13 protein-coding genes are annotated in these 20,291 nt (G+C 71.9%); 5 read left to right on the top strand and 8 right to left on the bottom strand.

What is annotated here, in order from left to right; genetic code table 11:
- Window positions 1-6 precede the first annotated feature (6 nt).
- The 4 genes from ACTWPP_RS25740 to mfd all read right to left on the bottom strand — a co-directional run bounded on the left by ACTWPP_RS25740 (window position 7) and on the right by mfd (window position 8,038).
- The gene (locus ACTWPP_RS25740; RefSeq protein ID WP_443106915.1) at window positions 7-2,505 is read right to left on the bottom strand and encodes a penicillin-binding protein; all 2,499 of its coding nucleotides are present in this window, start codon (window positions 2,503-2,505) and stop codon (window positions 7-9) included.
- A gap of 82 nt (window positions 2,506-2,587) precedes the next feature.
- The gene (locus tag ACTWPP_RS25735; protein ID WP_443106914.1) at window positions 2,588-3,643 is read right to left on the bottom strand and encodes a MazG family protein; all 1,056 of its coding nucleotides are present in this window, start codon (window positions 3,641-3,643) and stop codon (window positions 2,588-2,590) included.
- A 37-nt stretch (window positions 3,644-3,680) separates the two neighbouring features.
- Window positions 3,681-4,337, bottom strand: coding sequence for a hypothetical protein (locus ACTWPP_RS25730; RefSeq protein ID WP_443106913.1), 657 nt, complete (start codon window positions 4,335-4,337; stop codon window positions 3,681-3,683).
- Window positions 4,338-4,399: 62 nt separating this feature from the next.
- Window positions 4,400-8,038, bottom strand: a complete 3,639-nt coding sequence (gene mfd, locus ACTWPP_RS25725) for a transcription-repair coupling factor (RefSeq protein WP_443106912.1) — start codon at window positions 8,036-8,038, stop codon at window positions 4,400-4,402.
- Window positions 8,039-8,254: 216 nt separating this feature from the next.
- Between mfd and ACTWPP_RS25720 the strand changes: the two genes are divergently transcribed.
- The 5 genes from ACTWPP_RS25720 to ACTWPP_RS25700 all read left to right on the top strand — a co-directional run bounded on the left by ACTWPP_RS25720 (window position 8,255) and on the right by ACTWPP_RS25700 (window position 14,034).
- A complete protein-coding gene (locus tag ACTWPP_RS25720; RefSeq protein ID WP_443106911.1) occupies window positions 8,255-9,238 on the top strand; it encodes a class I SAM-dependent methyltransferase in 984 nt (327 codons plus the stop codon).
- Window positions 9,239-9,356: 118 nt separating this feature from the next.
- Window positions 9,357-10,838 (top strand): adenylyl-sulfate kinase, encoded by a 1,482-nt coding sequence (cysC, locus tag ACTWPP_RS25715; protein WP_443106910.1) that lies wholly within the window; start codon window positions 9,357-9,359, stop codon window positions 10,836-10,838.
- Between the two features lie 132 nt (window positions 10,839-10,970).
- The gene (locus ACTWPP_RS25710; RefSeq protein WP_443106909.1) at window positions 10,971-11,942 is read left to right on the top strand and encodes a sulfite exporter TauE/SafE family protein; all 972 of its coding nucleotides are present in this window, start codon (window positions 10,971-10,973) and stop codon (window positions 11,940-11,942) included.
- Window positions 11,920-12,750: a WecB/TagA/CpsF family glycosyltransferase gene (locus tag ACTWPP_RS25705; RefSeq protein WP_443106908.1), complete on the top strand. Its 831-nt coding sequence runs from the start codon at window positions 11,920-11,922 to the stop codon at window positions 12,748-12,750. The genes ACTWPP_RS25710 and ACTWPP_RS25705 overlap by 23 nt, the downstream gene beginning before the upstream one ends.
- A gap of 27 nt (window positions 12,751-12,777) precedes the next feature.
- A complete protein-coding gene (locus ACTWPP_RS25700; protein WP_443106907.1) occupies window positions 12,778-14,034 on the top strand; it encodes a hypothetical protein in 1,257 nt (418 codons plus the stop codon).
- Window positions 14,035-14,142: 108 nt separating this feature from the next.
- Here the strand turns inward: ACTWPP_RS25700 and ACTWPP_RS25695 are convergent, their stop codons facing one another.
- From ACTWPP_RS25695 to ACTWPP_RS25680, 4 genes are all read right to left on the bottom strand, one after another.
- Window positions 14,143-14,706 (bottom strand): hypothetical protein, encoded by a 564-nt coding sequence (locus ACTWPP_RS25695; RefSeq protein ID WP_443106906.1) that lies wholly within the window; start codon window positions 14,704-14,706, stop codon window positions 14,143-14,145.
- 7 nt (window positions 14,707-14,713) lie between these two features.
- Window positions 14,714-17,071 carry a fibrinogen-like YCDxxxxGGGW domain-containing protein gene (locus ACTWPP_RS25690; protein WP_443106905.1) on the bottom strand — a complete coding sequence of 786 codons (2,358 nt, stop codon included), beginning with the start codon at window positions 17,069-17,071 and terminating at the stop codon, window positions 14,714-14,716.
- A gap of 395 nt (window positions 17,072-17,466) precedes the next feature.
- Window positions 17,467-18,366 (bottom strand): sulfotransferase domain-containing protein, encoded by a 900-nt coding sequence (locus ACTWPP_RS25685; protein ID WP_443106904.1) that lies wholly within the window; start codon window positions 18,364-18,366, stop codon window positions 17,467-17,469.
- Between the two features lie 138 nt (window positions 18,367-18,504).
- Window positions 18,505-20,139 (bottom strand): hypothetical protein, encoded by a 1,635-nt coding sequence (locus tag ACTWPP_RS25680; RefSeq protein WP_443106903.1) that lies wholly within the window; start codon window positions 20,137-20,139, stop codon window positions 18,505-18,507.
- Between the last annotated feature and the right edge of the window lie 152 nt (window positions 20,140-20,291).

Here is a 20,291-nt window from a genome sequence, read left to right as displayed (position 1 = left end):
CACAGGTCAGGCGGGTTCCTGCGGGGCCGGGTCGCCGGGGCGCGGCGGGAGCGTCGGGGTGTTGGTCGGCTGCGGGGTGATCGGCGGGACCGGCGGCTGCCGCCCGCCGCCGTCGCCGTCACCGTCGTCGCCGCGCCCGGGGCCCTTGCTGACGCGCAGCGTGATGGTGTCGCCGGGCTCGGCGGAACCGGGGCCCGGCGACATGGAGGCCACGGTGCCCTCGTCGTACTTGCGGGACTCGACGCGTCCGCCGACATTGGTCCTGAAGCCGGCGTCGCGGAGCTTGTCGATGGCGTCGCGCAGCTCCATGCCGCGCACGTCGGGGATCCTGACCCGCTCCTCGCCCGAGCCCTTGCTGAAGTAGAACGACGGCGGCCGGCGGAACGAGGTCGCGTCCGTGCCCTTCAGCGCCCCGCGCATGCTCTGCTGCCAGATCGGCGCGGGGATCGTCGCCCCGTACACGGCGCCGTAGCAGCGGCCGTTCATGCAGAGGCTGGTCATCGGATGCTTGTAGCCGCCGCGCGGGTCGCCGACCCACACGGCCGAGGCGAGGTCCGGGGTGTACCCGGCGAACCAGGCGGCGGAGAAGTTGTCGACGGTGCCGGTCTTGCCGGCGGCGTCGCGGCCGAGGCCCATCCCGCGTGCCGTGCCCTTGGTGAGGACGCCGCTCAGCACGTGGTTGACGGCGTCCGCGACGCCCTTGTCCATCACCTGCTCGCAGTCGCGCGGCGGGACCTTCAGCTTCTCCCCGGACGCGTCGGTGATCTCCTTGACGGCGATCGGCTCGCAGTACTCGCCGCGGGCGCCGAGCGCCGCGTAGGCCGCCGCCAGCCGCAGCGGGGAGACGGCGTTGAAGCCGAGCGTGAACGCCGGGTACTGCTCCAGCGGCTTGCCGTTGGCCTGCTTCATCCCGAGGCGTTCGGCCATCTTGACGGTGTCGCACAGGCCGACCTCCTTCTCCAGCGCGAGGAAGAAGGTGTTGACCGAATGGTGGGTGCCCGTGACGATGCTGAACTTCTTGCCGCCCTCGCCGTCGGCGGCGTTGCCCAGCGACGCGTTCGGGTCGCCGACGCGCTCGCCGTCGCAGTTGCGGAAGCCGACCGGGGTGAACTCGCGCGGCGCCATCAGGCGGGTACCGAACGGCATGCCCTCGTCCAGCGCCGCGGCCAGCGTGAACGCCTTGAACGTGGATCCGGCCTGCATGCCGATGCTGGAGCCGTGGCTGGCGTCGGCGGCGAAGTTGATCCAGGTCTTGCCGCGCTCCTCGTCCGGGCCGAGTTCGCGGTCGACGACCATGGCCTTGATCTCGCCGGTGCCGGGCTCCACCATCGCCTCGGCGGCGGCCTTGTGGGCGGAGTTCTTGGGCGGGACGTGCTTGTCCACGGCGCGCTGCGCCGCCTTCTGGGCCTGCCGGTCCATCGTGGTCCGGATCGTCAGCCCGCCCCGTTTGAGGAGCCTCTCCCGTTCCTTGGCGGTCTCGCCGAACACGGGGTTGGTGAGGATCTCGCGCTGGACGTAGTCGCAGAAGAACGGCGCCTCGCTGGACACGCAGCCGCTCCGGACGTCCTGGACGTCCAGCTTGATGGGGTGCTTCTTGGTCTTCTCCGCCTTGGCGGGGTCGAGCCAGCCGAGCTCGGCCATCCGGTCGAGGACGACGTCGCGGCGCTGCCGGGCCGCGTCGGGATGCTGGGTCGGGTCGTAGGCGTACGGGTAGCGGATGACGCCCGCGAGCAGCGCCGCCTCGGCGAGGTTCAGCTCGGACGCGTGCTTGGAGAAGTAGTGCCGGGACGCGGCCTCGATGCCGTAGGCGCCGTCGCCGTAGTAGGCGATGTTGAGGTAGCGGCGCAGGATCTCGTCCTTGGTGAACCGCTTCTCCACCGCGACCGCGTACCGCAGCTCGCGGATCTTGCGCGCGGCGGTGATCTCCTTGGCCGCCTTGCGCTCCTTGTCGGAGTCGGCCTGGGTGAGCAGCAGGTTCTTCACGTACTGCTGGGTGATGCCGGAGCCGCCCTGCGTCACCTGGCCGTGGCTGAGGTTGCTGGCGAGCGCCCGCAGGGTGCCCTGCACGTCGATGGCGCCGTGCTCGTAGAAGCGGCTGTCCTCGATGGCCAGGACGGCCTTCTGCAGGATCGGTGCGATCTTCTCCAGCGGGACGTTCACCCGGTTCTGGTAGAAGAACGTGGCGATGGTGCGGCCGTCCTCGGACAGGACCCTGGAGCGCTGCGGGACGCCGGTGGTCGTCAGCCCGTCCGGTTCGGTCTGGAACCAGTCGGCGGCGTCGCGGGCGCCGACACCGGCCGTGCACGCGGTGGGCAGCAGCATGAGCGCGACGAGGAAGCCGGCGAGGCCGCCGAGCGCCCCCAGCCCGCGGACCGCGCGGGCCTTCTCCTCGCGTGTGGTGGACGCGGTGAGGACCCGGCGGGGCCGCCGAGGCCGCGCGGGACCGCCGGGGGCGCCCTCTCCTGCATCGGGGTCCCCTGCGTCATCTCCGGCCCCAGTCGGCACGCGCTTAGCGTAAACGTGCATCTCCGGCCGGACCACCCCATCATCGATGTTCCGGTCGAAATCGCCCAGATGACCGCCCGAATCAGTCGTGCGGCGCTCGTCGTTCCCAGGCTCGGACACGATCGCGAAATACCCGGGATACCGTCCGCAACTCGGACTCGGGATCAATTCCCCGATCCGCCGCCTCCCGGACCAGCTCGAAAAGCCGGACCCCCAGGTCGCTCCCCGTGCCCGTGCCGTTCCCCGCAACGCCGCCCGCCGCGCCTTCACCGGCGCCTTCCGGGGCGCCCGCGGGGGCGCCTTCGGGGCCCGCCGTGAGATCGGCCGCGAGGTCGGCCGGGGCCTTCATCCGCGCGGCGCGGCGCTGGAGCTGCGCGGCCAGCGACAGCGCGGGCTGCCCCATCGGGACGCCGTCGAGCGCCGACGCCTCCGCACCGCTCTTCTCCGTCCGCTCGGCCGCCTTGATCTGCTCCCAGTTGGCGTTGACCTCGTCGGCGCCGGAGACGGTCACGTCCCCGAACACGTGCGGATGGCGGCGGACGAGCTTGTCGACGATCGCGCCCGCCACGTCGTCGATGGTGAACGCGGTCTCATCGTCGCGTTCCGCGGCCACCACCGAATGGAACGCGACCTGCATCAGCACGTCGCCCAGTTCCTCCCGCAGCGCGCCGAAGTCGCCGGACTCGACGGTGTCGAGGACCTCGTACGCCTCCTCCAGCAGGTACGGGACGAGCGTGACGTGGGTCTGCTCGCGGTCCCACGGGCATTCGCGGCGCAGCGTGTCCATCACCGACACCAGGTCGAGCAGCCGCGCGCCGGGCAGGTCGTAGGACCCGTGCAGCACCTCCACGTCCAGCGGGTCGTCCACGACCAGGGTGCCGATCTCGCGCATCAGCGCCTCGTCGCCCTCGGGCCCGGCCACCCACAGGACGTCCCGGCTCCGCGCGTCCGCGACCAGCCGGGACGCGTCCGGCGCGTCGACGATCTCCGGGACGATCCCGGCGTCGCGGAGGGGCGCCAGCAGCGGGTGCCCTTCACGGACCCGGACGGTGGGAGCCGACCGGAGCGCGTCCCAGGCACGCCAGGACAGCAGTCCGGGCGCCACCCGGTGCGTGGTGGCGAGCAGCGTCAGCCCCATGTCAGCCCCTCGTCAGCCCCTCGTCAGCCCTCGGGTCTCAGATACCCGAATCGGGGCTGGAAAGCCGGTGCTCGACGGGGTCGACCTCGAATTTGCCGGGGTCGTAGTTCCCGTAGCGCGGGTTGATCTCGATCTCCATGTCGTCCGCGGTGCGCCGGAACAGGTCGTTCCACTTCTGCCCGGCCCGCTGCGTCGCCGGGTTGAACCGGTTGGTGAGGTCCGCCCCGAAGCGCTCCATCACCGCGATCTGCGTGGCGACCAGGCGCGCCAGGTCACGAGTGCGATCGCGGGGCAGCCCGCTCGCCAGCGTGATCGACTGGGCCCCGCCCTGCCGGTTCAGGCTCTCGACGGCGTCGTCGACCCGCGCCCCGGTGATCTCGACGCCCGTCTCCTCGGCCACCTCCTCGGCGACCCGGAAGTTGATCAGCAGGGTGAGCGCGCCCCGCAGGTCGGACTCGGAGTCGCCGGCGAGCTGCGGCGCCGGGTTCGCCGGGTTGGCGCGCAGCTCGTTGGCGGCCGGGTCCGTGCGGAACTGCTCCCGCCAGTCGCGGACGGTCTGGCTGAGAGCGGTGACGGTGATGCGGTCGCCGTCGACGAGGGCGGCGGTCCCCGGCTTCGGCGAGCCGCCGCAGCCGGCCAGCGCGCCGGCCGCCACCACGGCGGCCACCGCGACCTTCACGGACTTACCGAACACGGAACTTCCCATCTCATTGATCAATCTCGGGGATCGCGTCTGCACACTACCGCCGTGAAACGCTACCGCGCGGCGGCGGCCGGCGCGGCCTCCAGGAACAGGGCCTCCACCAGGTCGGTCGCCCATTTCAGCAGTTCCTGGTCGCGCAGCGGCCGGCCGCCGAGCGGCGCGGTCTTCGGCGCCGGCACCAGCAGGGTGTCGGTCGCCGGCTTCAGGATGCTCTTCGGGTACAGCCGCTGCAGCCTGACCTGCTTGGAGTCGGGCAGGTGCACGGGCGTGAACTTGATGAAGTTGCCCTGGACGGTGACGTCGGTGAGCCCCGCCCTGCGCGCCTTCGCCCGGAACCGCGCCACCTCCAGGAGGTTCAGCACCGCGACGGGCAGCGGCCCGAAGCGGTCCTTCAGCTCGTCGTGCACGGCGCCGATCTCGTCCTCGGACGTGATCGCGGCGATGCGGCGGTAGGCGTCGAGCCGGAGCCGCTCCCCCGGCACGTACTCGTGCGGCAGGTGCGCGTCGACGGGCAGCTCGACCCTCGTCTCGACGGCCTCGGGCTCCCCGCCGCCCTCCTTCAGGTCCCGGACGGCCTCCCCGACCATCCGCACGTACAGGTCGAACCCGACGCCCGCGACATGACCGGACTGCTCGGCGCCGAGGATGTTGCCGGCGCCGCGGATCTCCAGGTCCTTCATCGCGACGTACATGCCGGCGCCGATCTCCGTGTGCTGCGCCAGGGTCGCGAGCCGCTCGTGGGCGGTCTCGGTCAGCGGCTGCTCCGGCTGGTAGAGGAAGTACGCGTACGCCCGCTCCCGGCCGCGCCCGACCCGGCCGCGCAGCTGGTGCAGCTGCGACAGCCCGTACATGTCGGCGCGGTCGACGATCAGCGTGTTGGCGTTCGGCACGTCCAGCCCGGACTCCACGATCGTCGTCGCCACGAGGACGTCGTAGTTCCGCTCCCAGAAGTCGACCATGACGCGTTCGAGTTCCTGCTCGTTCATCTGGCCGTGCGCGATGCCGATGCGCGCCTCCGGGACGAGCTTCGCCAGGTTCGCCGCGACCTTGTTGATCGAGCGGACCCGGTTGTGCACGAAGAACACCTGCCCCTCGCGCAGCAGCTCGCGGCGGATCGCGGCGGCGATCTGCTTCTCCTCGTACGGGCCGACGAACGTCAGGACGGGGTGCCGTTCCTCCGGCGGGGTCAGGATCGTCGACATCTCGCGGATGCCGGTCAGGCCCATCTCCAGCGTCCGCGGGATCGGCGTCGCCGACATCGCGAGGACGTCCACCTGCGTCCGGAGGCGCTTCAGCTCCTCCTTGTGCTCGACGCCGAACCGCTGCTCCTCGTCGATGACGACCAGGCCGAGGTTCTTGAACCGCGTCTGCGACGACAGGATGCGGTGCGTGCCGACGACCACGTCCACCTTGCCCTCCGACAGGCCGTGCAGCGTCTCCTCGATCTCCTTGTCGGACTGGAACCGGCTGATCGGCTTCATCACGACGGGGAACGCCGCGAACCGCTCGGCGAACGTCGAGATGTGCTGCTGCACCAGCAGCGTCGTCGGCACCAGCACCGCGACCTGCTTGCCGTCCTGGACGGCCTTGAACGCGGCGCGCACCGCGATCTCGGTCTTGCCGTAGCCCACGTCGCCGCAGATCAGCCGGTCCATCGGGACGGGCCGCTCCATGTCCTCCTTCACCTCGTCGATGGCGGCGAGCTGGTCGGGCGTCTCCACGTAGGGGAACGCGTCCTCCAGTTCCCGCTGCCACGGGGTGTCGGGGCCGAACGGGTGACCGGGGCTGGCCATCCGCGCCGAGTACAGCCGGATCAGCTCCCCTGCGATCTGCCTGACGGCCTTGCGGGCGCGGGACTTGGCCTTCTGCCAGTCGGCGCCGCCGAGCCGGTGCAGGCTCGGCGCCTCACCGCCGACGTACCGTGTCAGCTCCTCCAGCTGGTCGGTCGGGACGAACAGCCGGTCGCTCTTGGCGTACTCCAGGATCAGGTACTCGCGGGTGGCGCCCTGCACCGTCCGGCTGACCATCTCCACGTACCGTCCGACGCCGTGCTGCTCGTGGACCACGTAGTCGCCGGGCTTGAGCTGCAGCGGGTCGATGCCGCCGCGCCGCCGCGACGGCATGCGCCGCGCGTCCTTGGTGGACGACTTCTGCCCCGACAGGTCGGTCTCGGTCAGCACGGCGAGCTTGACCGACTCCCAGGTGAACCCCTTCTCCAGCAGGCCGGTCGTCACGTTGACCAGCGACGGCTCGGGCGGACCGGCGATATCGGTGAGCCGCGCGCCGAGGCCCTCCTCCCCGATGAGCTGGACGAGCCGCTCGGCGGGCCCGTGCCCGGCGGTGACCAGCACGACGCGCCAGCCGCCGTCGATCCAGCCCTTGAGGTCGCCGATGACGCGCGTGGTGTCGCCCCGGTAGGCCTCCGCCGCCTGCACCCCCAGGTTCAGCGCGTCGCCCGTCTCTTCCAAGGGGGGCGACTCCCCTGACCCCTCGGTGCTCGCCTCGACGCGCATTCCAGGGTTCAGCGCCGTCACGCTCCAGCGCGGCAGGCCCAGCTCCCTGCTGTGCGCGCGGACCTCCTCCAGCGAGCGGAACGCGGCTGCGCCGAGGTCGATCGGCGCCTCGCCCCCGGCGGCCGCGTTGACCCAGCTCGCCTCCAGGAACTCCTGGCTCGTCCGGACCAGTTCGGCGGAGCGGGTGCGGATCCGCTCCGGCTCGCACACCAGCAGGGCCGACCCGTCCGGCAGCAGGTCCGTCAGCAGCTCCATGCCTTCCGCGAGGACGGGCGAGAACGCCTCCATGCCCTCGACGGTGTCGCCGTCGGCGATCCGGCCGAGGATCTCCTCAAGGGCCGGGTGCTCCTCGGCGAGCGTCTTCGCCCGCTCCCGCACCTTCTCCGTCAGCGGCAGCTCGCGGCACGCCGGCGCCCACAGCCGAGCTTGCCCCGACCAGCCGACCCCGCCGACCGCCTCGGCCTGGGCGACTTCCAGGGACCGCTGATCGGCGGCTTTGAAGTAGCGGATCTCCTCGACGGTGTCGCCCCAGAACTCCACGCGGAGCGGATGCTCCTCGGTGGGCGGGAACACGTCCAGGATGCCGCCGCGCACCGCGATCTCGCCGCGCTTCTCCACCAGGTCGACGCGGTGGTACCCGGCGTCCACCAGGTTCCGGACGGCGTCGTCCATGTCGGCGTCCTCGCCGGACGCGAGCCGCACCGGCTCAAGGTCGGCGAGCCCCGACACGATCGGCTGCAGCACCGCGCGGATCGGCGTCACGACGACGTCCAGCGTGCCGCCCTTCCCGACGTCCGGGGAGCCGTCCCCGGACGCGTCCGGGTGGACCGCGTCCGGATGGACGAGGCGGCGCAGGACCGCGAGCCGCTGCCCGACCGTGTCGGAACGCGGCGACAGCTTCTCGTGGGGCAGTGTCTCCCACGCCGGGAAGTGCGCCACGCGGCCCGGGTCGAGCAGGCTCGACAGCGCCGCCGTCAGGTCCTCGGCCTCGCGGCCGGTCGCGGTCACCGCGAGGATCGCGCCCCCGCCGCGCGCCCTGACGGTACGGCTCAGCGCCGCGGCCAGGATCGGCCACAGCGAGGCGGGCGCGACGACCTCGGTGTCCACGCGCGCCTGTTCCAGGGCGCGCTCCAGACCGGGATCGGTGCACGCAAGGTCAACAAGTCCAGAAAGCGTCATCTTCGCCCGCTAATTCGCCATTCACCCCGTGGCAGGGCAGCCCGAAAAGCCGGAATCCAAGGGGACCCCGGTACCGCGTACCAGAGTACGCGCCCGCGGCCACCGCCCGTTCAGACGATGGCGCAGGTCACGCTGGTGCACGCAGGGCGACACGACGGTTACCAAGAATGGGCAAATAGCGGACGGAGCGCAGTCGGACGATTACGCTGCGATACCGTGACCGATCTGCGTACGCCGCCGATCAACGACGGCGATCTCTTCTCAGAACGCGCTCGCCAGTACGCCCAAGAGAAGCCCCTGCAGCGGATCCACATCCTGGAGGCGGGCTGCGGCTGGGGTACGGGACTGGACCTCGGCGACCGCGAACACCACGTCACGGGGGTCGACATGGACGTCCCCGACCTGCGCGCCTACACCTGCGAGCGGCCGGACCTGGACGCCTGGCACCTCGGCGACCTGCGCACCGTGCCGCTGCCGCCGCGGGCGTACGACGTCGTCCACGCCTCGTACCTGATCGAGCGCATCCCGCACGCCGAACTGGTGCTCGACCGGTTCGTCGCCGCGCTAAAGCCCGGCGGGCTGCTGCTGGTCCACCTGCGCGACCGCAACACCGCGTTCGGCTTCCTGGACCGGGCGCTCCCGCGGTGGATGCACGCCTCGGGCCGCCGCCGGCGGCGCGACCGGCCCGGGCGGGGGCCGCGCGGCGCGCACGCCCGCGTCTCGTACGCGACCGGGGACGACGCGTCCGCGAGCGGCGCGTCGGGGGACGGTGCCTCCGGGGAGGGCACTTCCGGGAACGGCGCATCCGGGAACGGCGCCTCCGGGAACGGCGCCTCCGGGTCCCGTGCCGAACGCGGCGCCGGGCGGGACGACGCCGCGGGCACCGGGCGTGCGGCACGGCCGGCGCTCCCGGCACGGCCGGCACCCCGGCCGGTGGTCCGGACGAGCCCGCCTCCGGCGACCTACGACCGGGTCGCGTCCCGGTCCGGCATCCAGTGGTACTGCGTGATGCGCGGGCTGGTGATCTCCGAGGAGTACACCTCCCGGCAGTCCATAGACGCGCTCGGGGCCGGAACCGGCCCCGCCGAGCTGCTGTGCCGCCTGGTGTCGGCGATCAGCCGGGGACGCCTCACCGCAGACCACAGCGAGGTCACGTTCGTCATCCGCAAGCCCGAGAACCGTTTCGCCCGGGTCATCTGAGCACCCGCACCGACGGGCGAAGGTGCGTGCTCCCAGGTCGGCACAGTATTTTTCCAGCGGGAACTCCCATGCACACGGACCAGCCCGGCCACCGCGCCGGGCGGGATCGGAGATCGCGGTGACCGCCGAAGCCGGCCTTTCCGACACGCTGCGCGACCTGCCCGTCTGGACCCCGGATCCGGTGGAGCTCGCCGACCTGGAGCTGATCCTGGCCGGTGTGCACCGCCCGCTGACCGGCTTCCTCGGCTCCTTCGACACCGCCATGGTGATCGCCGGAGGCCGGCTGGCCGACGGCACCCCGTGGCCGGTCCCGGTCACCCTGTCGGTCCCGAAGGAGCTGACCGAGCACGAGCGGATCGTCCTGCAGGACCCGGAGGGCGTGCCGCTCGCCGTCCTGCGGGTGACCGAGGCGTGGCAGGACCCGACGAGCCAGGCCTGGCGGCTCGCGGGGCCGTTGGAGGCCCTCCGCGCCCCCGCGCACGGCCCGTTTCACGGCCTGCGCCGCCGCCCCGACGAACTCGCCCGCCACGACGGGAACGTGCTCGCGGTGGCGACCCGCGGATTCCTGCACCGCAAGCAGCTCGGGCAGCTCCGGCAGGTCGCCGAGCGGCTCGGCGCCGAGGTCCTCGTCCTGGCGATGCTGAGCGGCGAGCACGACGAGTCCCTCGTCCGGGCCCTGCTGGGCGTCCGCAGGGAACTGCCGGACGGCACCCAGATCATCCCCGTTCCGCTCCCCGCCCGCGGCGACGCGGGCGCTCAGGAGGAGCGCGACGTGCTGATGCACGCGCACATCGCGGCCGCGTACGGCGCCACCCACCTGCTCGCCGACCGCGAGATCGAGGGCACCGCGATCCCGGTCGTGGTGCCCGAGCCGTGGGCCTACGACGCCGACGTGGAGGTCTGGCGGCCGGTCGCGCGGATCGAGCCCGACCATGTCCAGGCGGAACTGACGCCCGAGCGGCTCGGCGAGCTGCTGGACGCCGGCGAGCCCGTCCCCGACTGGTTCACCCCGCCCGCCGTCGCCGCCGAACTGGCGCTCGCGCGGCCCCCGAAGCTCTCCCGCGGCATCACGGTGTTCTTCACCGGCCTGTCCGGCTCCGGGAAGTCCACGGTCGCGCGCGGCCTGGCCGACGCCCTGATCGAGCGCGGCGGCCGGACCGTCACGCTGCTGGACGGCGACGTCGTGCGGCGGATGCTGTCGGCGGGCCTGACCTTCTCCCGCGCCGACCGGGACCTCAACATCCGGCGGATCGGGTTCGTCGCCGCCGAGATCACCCGGCACGGGGGCACCGCGATCTGCGCGCCGATCGCGCCGTACGCGGCGACCCGAGCGGAGGTGCGCCGGATGGTGTCCGCCGTGGGCGACTTCATCCTCGTGCACGTCGCGACGCCGCTGGAGGAGTGCGAGCGCCGTGACCGCAAGGGCCTGTACGCCAAGGCGCGCGCGGGCCTGATCCCCGAGTTCACCGGAATCTCCGACCCCTACGAGGAGCCGGAGGACGCCGACCTGACCCTCGACACGTCGCGGCTGGCGCCGGACGAGGCCGTCGGCAGGGTCATCGACCTGCTGGTGGAGGGCGGCTGGGTGCGGCCCGCGTAGCGTCCCGGCCGTCCCACCGGACGTAGATCGTCCAACCTGTCCCGTTTGTACCTGCGCACCCGGGTTACGACACCCGGGTCGAGTGCCCTAGGGTATACGCAAGTTTTCCTACATAGCTGGTAGGTCATGTTGATGGACTTCGATTGGGCGATGGCGCTGGGGTCGTTCCTCGTCGCCATCATCGTCGGGCTCACCGGCATGGGCGGCGGCGCCCTCATGACGCCGATGCTCGTGACGTTCTTCGGCGTCAGCCCGCTCGCGGCCGTGTCCAGCGACCTGGTGGCCGCCGCGGTGATGAAGCCCGTCGGCAGCGCGGTCCACTACCGCCAGGGCACGATCAACATGCGGCTGGTCGGCTGGCTCTGCGCCGGCTCGGTGCCCGCCGCGTTCTCCGGCGTCCTGCTCGCGAAGGCCCTCGGCCACGGCGGCTCGGTCGAGAACGTCATCAGCATCGCGATGGGCGTCGCACTGATGATCGCGGCGGCCGGGCTCGTGCTGCGCGCCTACATGTCCCACCGGCGGCGCGCCGGAGCCCCCGAGAGCGAAGGGAAGGGGGAGGCCCCCGAGGTCGAGGTCCGCCCCCTGCCGACCCTGATGGTCGGCCTGGTCGGCGGGCTCGTCGTCGGCATCACCTCGGTCGGCTCCGGCTCCCTCATCATCGTCGCGCTGCTCGCCCTCTACCCGGCGCTCAAGGCCAACCAGCTCGTCGGCACTGACCTCCTCCAGGCCGTCCCGCTGGTGTTCGCGGCCGCCGTCGGCCACCTGCTCTTCGGCGACTTCCGGATGGAGGTCACCGCCGCCCTGCTCGCCGGCTCCATCCCCGGCGTCTACCTCGGCTCGAAGATCTCCTCGCGCGCCCCGAGCGCCCTCATCCGACGCTTCCTGGTCCTGGTCCTCGTCGCGTCCTCACTGAAGATGTTCGGCCTGGGCGCCGCCCCCCTCGGGTGGACGCTCCTCGCCCTGATCGTCGCCGCCGCGGCCGGCTGGCTCGTCCTCCGACGTACCGCCCGCAACCGGGATACGCTGCACTCTCCGGCCGTATCCCCCGGCCGATCCGGCGCGTCAGGAGAGCAGAGCAAGCGTGGACCAACGATGGCCGCATGACACCGTCGACGTCCTCGGCGTGCGGGTCAGCCGCACCGGCGTCGAGCAGTTCCGGTCGCTCGTCGCGGCGGCCGTCAAGGAGCAGACGAAGCTGACCGTCACCTTCGCCAACCCGGACTATGTGCTCAAGGCACAGAAGGACGCCGGGCTGCGCGACCTCATGAACGGCTTCGACCTCAACCTCCCCGACGGCTGGGGCGTCGTGCTGGCCGCGAAGATCTTCGGGCGTCCCGTCCCCGGCCGGATGGCGAACGACGACCTCACCGACGACCTGTTCGGGCAGCCCGCCGACGAGGGCTGGCGGGTCTTCCTGTTCGGAAACGCCCCGGGCGTCGCCGACCAGGCCGCGGCGAACGTCCAGAAGTGGTACCCCGGCCTGAACATCGCGGGCACCCAGCACGGCCACTGGGCCGACGAGCACGGCCGCCTCCCCGCCGAGACCGCCGAACGGCTCGTCGCCGAGATCAACGACGCGTCCCCCGACATCCTGCACGTCGGCCTCGGCACCCCGCTCCAGCAGCGGTTCGTCACCGAGTACCGCGACCGCCTCACCGCGCCCGTCATCATCACGTGCGGCGCCTACTTCGAGCACCTCGCCGAACGGCGCGACTACTACCCGGCCTGGGTCCTGAAGCTGCGCGTCGGCTTCCTGTACCGGCTGGCCCGCGAACCCCGCCGGCTCTGGCGCCGCTACACCATCGAACTCGGCGCCTACCTGACCCGGGTCCTTTTCCATCGCCTCCGTCACGGCAAGCAAGGCCACGACGAACAGGGCCACGGCACGCGGGGCCACGGCACGCAGGACTGACCGCACCACACGATCCAGGAAACGACGATGACGTCCCCCACTCCCTCCCCCGAGCTGCGCGCCCTCATGGAGCAGCTGTGGCCGCCGGGCGACCCGCGGACACTGGCCACCCTCGGCGACCTCCCCGGCGGCTTCGAGCCGACGGAGACCTTCGCGCCGGTGCCGAGAGCGAAGGGGGCGCGTTTCCTCGTCCCCATGACGAGCAGACGGACGGCCGCGGCCAGCCTGTCCGGCTCCGGACAGGGGTCGCGCAAGGACCGCCTCGTCCGCGCCGGCCTCGGCCTCGGCTTCTCCACCGGGCTGGCGCGGCTCCTGCTGCGGGACCGGATCACCGTGGGGATGGCGCCGGAGGCGCTGGCCGCCGACCCCGCAGGGCACGCGCTGCGGGCGCATCTGGAGACCGTCCTCAAGGTGCCCGGCCTGACCTACGGCGTCGGCGTCCGGCCGCTGCGCCCCAACAGCAAGCCGACGCTGCGGCTGTTCGACCGGACCGGCGCCCTGGCCGGCTTCGCCAAGGTCGGCTGGAACGACGCCACCCGCGCGCTGGTCCGGACCGAGGCCGAGGTCACCGCCGAGGTCACCGCCGCGCTGAGCGGAACCGGCGCCGGCGGGCGGCTGGGGGTGCCCCGGCTGCTGCATCACGGCCCGTGGCGCGACCGGCTGGTGACGGTCACCGCGCCGCTCCCCGCACGCCTGCGCGGCCACGCCGATCCCGACACGCCGCCGGGCCCGCGCGTCATGCTGGACATCGCCGAAAGCGGCGACACCGGATCCCGGCCGCTGGTCAGCTCGGCACTGTGGCGCTCACTGCGCGGCGAACTGGAGGTGCTGCGGCAGAGCCTCACCGAACCGCGGCTCGCCGACGCCCTCGGCGGCTTCCTCAAGCGCGTCGAGGCGGCCCACGGAACCGCGGAACTTCCCGTGGGCCGCTGGCACGGCGACTGGGTGCCGTGGAACCTCGGCTGGCATCAGGGGGTACCGCAGATCTGGGACTGGGAGCACAGCACCGCCGAGGCCCCGCTGGGGTTCGACCTGCTGCACTGGCGCTTCCAGGTCGCTTTCATCCTGCGTGACCGGCCCCTGGCCGACGCGGTGCGAGCGGTGCGGGACGCCGCGCGGGACGAACTCGAGCCGTTCGGCGTCCCCACGCCGCTGCGTCCCCTCGTGGGATGGCTCTACCTCGCGGAGATGACCACGCGCGCGTGCCGGCTCAGGCGGGGCGGCGGCGGATGGAACCCGAAGCTGTACCCCGGCGTCATCGAGGTCCTCGAAGAGGCCGGGTAGCGGCCGGAGAGGACACGGACCCGGGACGCGTCCCGGCGGACCCGGACACGCCCCGGCCCGCACCCACCTTCCGGTGATGCGGGCCGGGATCGTGCACCGCGGTTGCGGTCAGCCGATCTTCGCGAACTTGCGGACCTTGGTGGTGCCGATGCCCACTTCCAGGGTCTTGCCGTCCGGGGACAGCCGCGCCGTGTAGGCGGCGGTCCCCCCGGCACGGGGATCCTGGATCATGAGCTCGAAGGTGCGTCCGGCCGCCGGCTCGATCTGCCCGAGCTGCTCGGGGACGGAGCTCTCCTTGGAGTGCAGGGCGCCCGCCTTGTCCACCGTCAGGATCCAGGCACCGGTCCCGGCCTCATTGTGGCGCCACCGGCCCATCACCGGTTCGAGCCCGAAGGCCTGCCCCAGGTTCTTCGGATCCTGGGAGTCGCCCCGGCCGGTGTCGCCGACGTTCCCGGGTTCGGCGGCGACCGCGCCGCCGTCGCCGCCGCGCGCCACCGAGGAGCCCGGTGCACCGCCGTCGTCTCCCGATCCGGAGACCAGCAGATAGCCCGCCAAGACCACGACCAGGGCGGCGGCCACCGAGACACCGATGATGCCCCGGCGCCCCAGCTTCTGACCCAGCTTGTGCGCCAGGGCCTTCGGCGCCTCAAGCTTTCCGACGAGTTTCACCATGCTCCCCTCAGCGCACCAGTACCGGCGTGCTCGCGCTGCGGTTGCCCGCCCCGTCCACGGCGCGCACGAAGTAGCGGTGCTCTCCGGCGGTGGCCGAGGTGTCGGTGTAGCTGCGCGAACTCGCGATGGCGATGACCCGGTCGTCCCGGAGCACCTCGTACTTGACCGAGCCCGACCCGTCGGTGGACGCGGCCCAGGCCAGCTTCACGCCGTCGGCGCCCTTGGTGCCCTGGAGCCCGGACGGCCTGGTCGGCGGAGTGGAGTCCGTCGGGCACAGCTTGCCGAACCCGCCGAGCCACTGCGCGCCGCCGCTGCTCCAGCTGCCTTCGTTCAGGTCACCGCCGAACCACAGGCACCCGGCGTTGTCACCGATCACCTCCCACGGACCGGAGCCCGCACGGGCGTTCATCCGCGGATAGAAGTTCGGCAGGTACCGGCCGGTGCTCGCGTCCCAGGCGCCGATGTACTTGATCCGGTGCGCGTTCGTCCAGTCGTCGCCCGGGTCGGGCCAGTCGGTCGCGCCGTTGTAGACGAACCCGTTGCAGTGACAGGTCGCGTACACGATCCCGTTGACCTCGGCGATCGCCTGGAAGTCACCGCCCGGCTTGGTGATGTTGCCCGTCAGCCTGTCGAACACCGACCGGCTGTAGGACTGCAGGTCGTGCTCGGAACCGCCGATCCAGACCCGGTTGCCGGTCTCCTCGACGAGCTGCCGGTACTGCTTCTGCACCCGCGACGTGCTAGGGGTCCACTGCTGGTCGTTCAGCCCGGAGACCCGGTCGCCCGGACGGGCCGTGCCGATCACCGCGAGCTTGCGGGCGGGCTCGCCCTTGGCGTCGGTGAAGTGGCCGCCGAAGTAGACCCGGTCGCCCTGCGCGCTGACGTCCAGGTCCATGATCGTCCAGCCGAAGTGGGGCTTCCACTGTGGGTCGGGCTTGCCGTCCGACAACCTGACCCGGGCGGCCCGGCCGAGCTTGAGCACACTGCCCAGGGCGTCGCCGCCGCTGATCCGGGTGAAGCTGCCGCCGACGTAGACGAACCCGTCGTGAACGTCCATCCCCCGGACGAGCGTCTTGCCGCCGTCGGAGGAGGTCGCGTTCGCCCGCCAGCCCGGCACCACCTCGCCCGTCACCGGGTCGAGCGCGGCCAGCGCGCTGGTGTTCGCCTCGCCGTTCACGTTGGTGAACTCACCGCCGATGACGACCTTGCCGTCGGCCGCGACGATGTTCCACACCTGATCGTCGAGCGTGGGCCGGAATCCGGACTTCCACGCCCCGGTGCGGGTGTCGAAGGCGGCCAGGTACGACTGGCGGGTCTTCTCCCCGCCGCGTCCGTTCTGCACGTACTCGAACTTGCCGCCCACGTACAGGGTGTTGCCCAGGACGGCCAGGCTCTGGACTTCGAGGTTCTGCTCACCGGTGCCGTTGCCGACCACTCCGGTGACGCCCCACTGCAGCGGCGTCGTCGAGTTCGACATCAGCGGCGGGTTGGCGGCGGCCGGTGTCCCGGCGTCGGCGATCTGCTTGAAATCGGCGTTGGTGACCTTGGGCCGGATGAAGACCTGCGTGAAGGGGATGACCAGGCCACCGGAGGACCGCCAGAGGTGGTCCTGGGACCCGGTGCTGCCGCCGGGGAAGGAGCCGTAGCCGAAGCCGCTCTTCCACTGGCTCTCACGCGACCTGTAGGTCATCATCCGCTTGTAGCGGTCGAGCTGGCTGGCCCGCAGGTCACGGGTGTCGCCGCCGGCGAAGGAGTCACCGTCGAACGACCCGCCGGCCAGCTTGTGGGTGCCCGGCGTGCCCGCGTCGAACGCCCAGGACCATTCCTTGAGGTTGGCGAACTTCAGCCGCACCTCCTGCCAGTCGGTCCCGGCCGAGTTCTTGGCCCGGCGCAGCCGCACCCCGTCGTCGAGGTCCTTGACCGCGGTGCCGTTGAGCAGCCCGTTGATGGCGTCGCCCGACAGCGCGCCCGGCTTGAACGCGCCCGGACCGGAGATGCCGGTCCGGAGCTGGCTCCACCATCCCTGCCCCTCGTGCAGGAAGTCCCAGCCCTGGCGGCCGCGGCCGATGAGCACCCAGCCGCCGCCGTCGGTGGTCATGTCGCAGTAGAAGCGATCGGGGGCGGGCATCTCGGGGGTGTACAGCCAGTAGACGCCGTTGCCGCTGGAGGGCAGGGTCTTCTTGATCTCCCAGCAGGACGCCGCGGCCGACTCCGAACTGGAGCCCAGCGGCCCGGGGGCGCCGGACGCCGCCGGCCCCGGGCCGACGACCAGCCCCGCCGCCAGCGCCACCGCGAAGGCGAGCGCGAGGGGGCGGCGGCCCCGCAGGAGCCACCGCCTACGTTCTACGGTCGATTGTGCGGTCATTCACTTCTCCGTCAGGAAGAAAGATCACGGGACGCGCGATGCGCGGTGGGTCCGCGTGTTCATCTGGGAGCTCCACGCCGTGGCCGAGCCAGACTAGCGCGGAGTGGGTTCGGTGGGGGCGACCTAGTCCCGAATAACCGGCATCGTTGCCGATCCGGGACGCATCCCAACAGTTCTGAAAAAATTCGAGCCAATCGGTAAACCAAAAGGCCTGATCACGCGTCCGGTGCCCTACTTCCCGGCAGGCCCTTCTCAGCCGCCGATCCCGGCACCGTTCTCAACCGCCGTTCTCGGTCGCCGTTCTCGGTCGCCGTTCCCGGTCTTCCCGGTCTTCCGGCCTTCCCGGTGTTCCAGGTCTCCCGGTCTCCCGGTCTCCCGGTCTTTCGCGTGCTTTCTCAGCCGGCCCAGCCGAGATCCTCCCCGAGCCACTCGAACAGGGCCCGATTGTGCGGGCGGTAGAACTCGGTCAGTTCCGCGGCGGTCTCGTCCCGCATCGGCGGCGCGGGCCGGTAGTTGTGCCGGTCGACACTGGGCAGGCGGAACTCCGGCAGCCCGAGGAACCCGCAGACACGGTCGACGGCCGCCTGCTCGTCGCGGTAGAGCTCCTCCGACGACATGATCAGGAACCGTTCCCGGGGGAAGTGCTCGACCCAGCGCCGGAGCTGCGGCAGATAGACACCGCGGTCGCGGTAGCTGTGAAAATCGTGCGGCTCGCTGTAGTAGTACGGTTCGGCCGCGATCCGTTCCAGTTCGCCGGCGGTCCGTTCCGCTTCCGCCTCCAGCGCCTCCTCGAAGCCCAGGTCCTCGACGCCCTTGTTGACCGACTCCCAATAGTGGGAGTAGGCCCGCTTCACCGGGTCGCGCAGGACCACCAGCATCTTCAGGTCCGGCATCCGCTCGGCGATGCGTTCCGGAGAACGCGGGCAGTACAGGTAGTACGGGCAGGCCTCCCCCGTCAGCGGACGGACCCCGAGTTGCCGCTCCAGCCGGTCGAGCTGCGCCTCGGTGGCGAAATGCGAGCGGTACCAGGCGTCCCCCCGCTCGTAGTTCACGTAGAAGTACCAGGGGCTCTTGAGCCCGCGCGAAGGCGGATACATCGGCATCACCGCGGGATGCTCCACCAGGTAGTTCCACAGCGACGTGGTACCGCCGCGCTTCGTCCCGATCACCATGAAGTCGGGCAGATGACGCCGTCCCGAGGTACGCATCCCGTAAGCCCGGGTGGTCCCGTTCGCAACATCCTTGACCAGCCGCGGCGACAGGTCCTTCAGCCGCCCGGCGATGCCGTCCGTCATCGATTCCTCACCCTGTCCCCTCCACGTCCCCTCCATCAACAACCGCCATCAACAACCGCCATCAGCACACGCCGCCACACCCACCATCGACACACGCCGCCACACCCGCGGTCCGGGACCCGCGGTCCACACCCGCCGTCAACGCTTTCCCCGCTCCCTCAGGGCGGCGCGCAGCGCGCTCACCTGGAGGAGATTCTCGCGCCGCCACCACAGCGCCAGGCCGTAACCGGCCACGGCCACCAGGCAGTAGACGACGAAACCAGCCCGGCCGTCGCCCAGGGCCCACCGCGCCGCGATCCCGGCGCCGCCGAACCACAGCAGCGCCCAGCCCGCCAGCGCGCAGGCCGGGCCGAGCGCCAGCCGCAGCCCGAGCCTGTACCGGACCTGTACGGCGCCCAGCGACGTGTCGACCAGCCGGGCGAGCGCCCAGGCGACCGCCGCACCGATCAGCCCGTACCGCGGTACGAGCACGAACACGGCGACCGTGCCCGCCACCAGCGCGGCGCTCTTGTTCACCAGCGCCCAGGAACTCTTGCCGCCCATCAGCAGCACCGCCTGGACGTTGCCGAACATCAGCACGACCAGCATCGCCCCCGCGAGCACCGCGAGCACCCGGCCGCCCCGGGTGAACTCCTCACCGAACAGGCCGAGCACGAAAGACCCGTAGGTGGCCAGCACCAGGAATATCGGGGCCGACACCGCCAGGACCCATCCGGTGGCCACCGAGTACAGCGCCTCGGCGTCGCGCGGCTCGTCCCGGGCGAGGGCGGCGGCGATCTGCGGGGCGATGACCAGCCGCGCGGCCTGCAACGCGAGGGTGCCGCTGACCACGAAGCGCGTGGCGGTCGAGTAGACGCCCGCGTCGGCGCTGGTCAGCAGGGCCGCCACGAGCGGCACGTTGGCGTGCACCATCGCGGTCTCGAGCGTCGCCGCCAGGCCGCGCGGCCCCGAGAACGCCCAGAACCTGCGCACGGAGGCCGGGTCCTCGCGAGTCCCCGCGGAGCCTCCCGCCGCCGGGATCTTCGCCACCGGGTCCTTCGCCACCGGGTCCTTCGCCGGGGGCTCCGCGCCACCGCTCTCCAGGCCCCGCACTCTCCGCCCCAGCACCCACAGCCCGGCCATGGCCACCCCGAGCACCGGAAGCGACCAGGCCAGCATCGCCCCCGCCAGGCCCAGGCCCAGCGTGAACGTCAGCAGGATCAGCAACGGCCGGGACACCGGCAGCGCGATGTTCTGGATGACCGAGAACGCCGCGACACCGCCGAGGCCCCGGGTCCCGCCGAGGGCGACCCGGCCCAGCGCCGACACGACCAGCAGCGGCGCGGCGATCCACAACATCAGTTCCGCGGTGTCGCGGTGCTCGGCGTCGACGAACGTTCCCGCGATCCACGGCGTCAGAGCGAGCACGCCCGCGGCCGCGACCAGGCTCGCCGCCAGCACCGGCAGGTGCGCCCCGTACAGGACCCGGCGCAGCCCGTCGGTACGGCCCAGGGCCCGCAGCCGTGCCCCGGAGCGGACCAGCCCGGAATCGGCGCCCAGCATCGTGACCTCGGTGACCATCGTGAAGACCGCCACGACCACGAAGAAGACGCCCGCGCCGGCGGGGCCGAGCACCCGGGCGACCACGATGGCGAGCACGAAACCCGAGACCGCCGACGTCAGCGACCCCAGCAGCCCGATCGCCCCGCCCCGCGCGAACTCCCCCAGATCCGACCGTCTGGAGCCTGATGCGCCGGTCCGCGCGGACTCCGGCCGCATCGGTGTGTGCGTCATCCCCCCACCTGTCCACCGGACGCCGGCGGCCCGTTCGCTTCCGGGCACGCGTGGCCCGGCGCGACGACGATCCCCGGAAGCGACGACGATGCCCGGAGCGGGCAGCCTACTGGGTCCGGGACAGTCTAAGGGCCTCGGGTGGTGGTGAAATG

The organism is Actinomadura sp. 3N407 (genome assembly GCF_052245875.1).
Lineage (GTDB): Bacteria > Actinomycetota > Actinomycetes > Streptosporangiales > Streptosporangiaceae > Spirillospora.
This window is presented reverse-complemented; position numbering and strand designations above follow the sequence as displayed.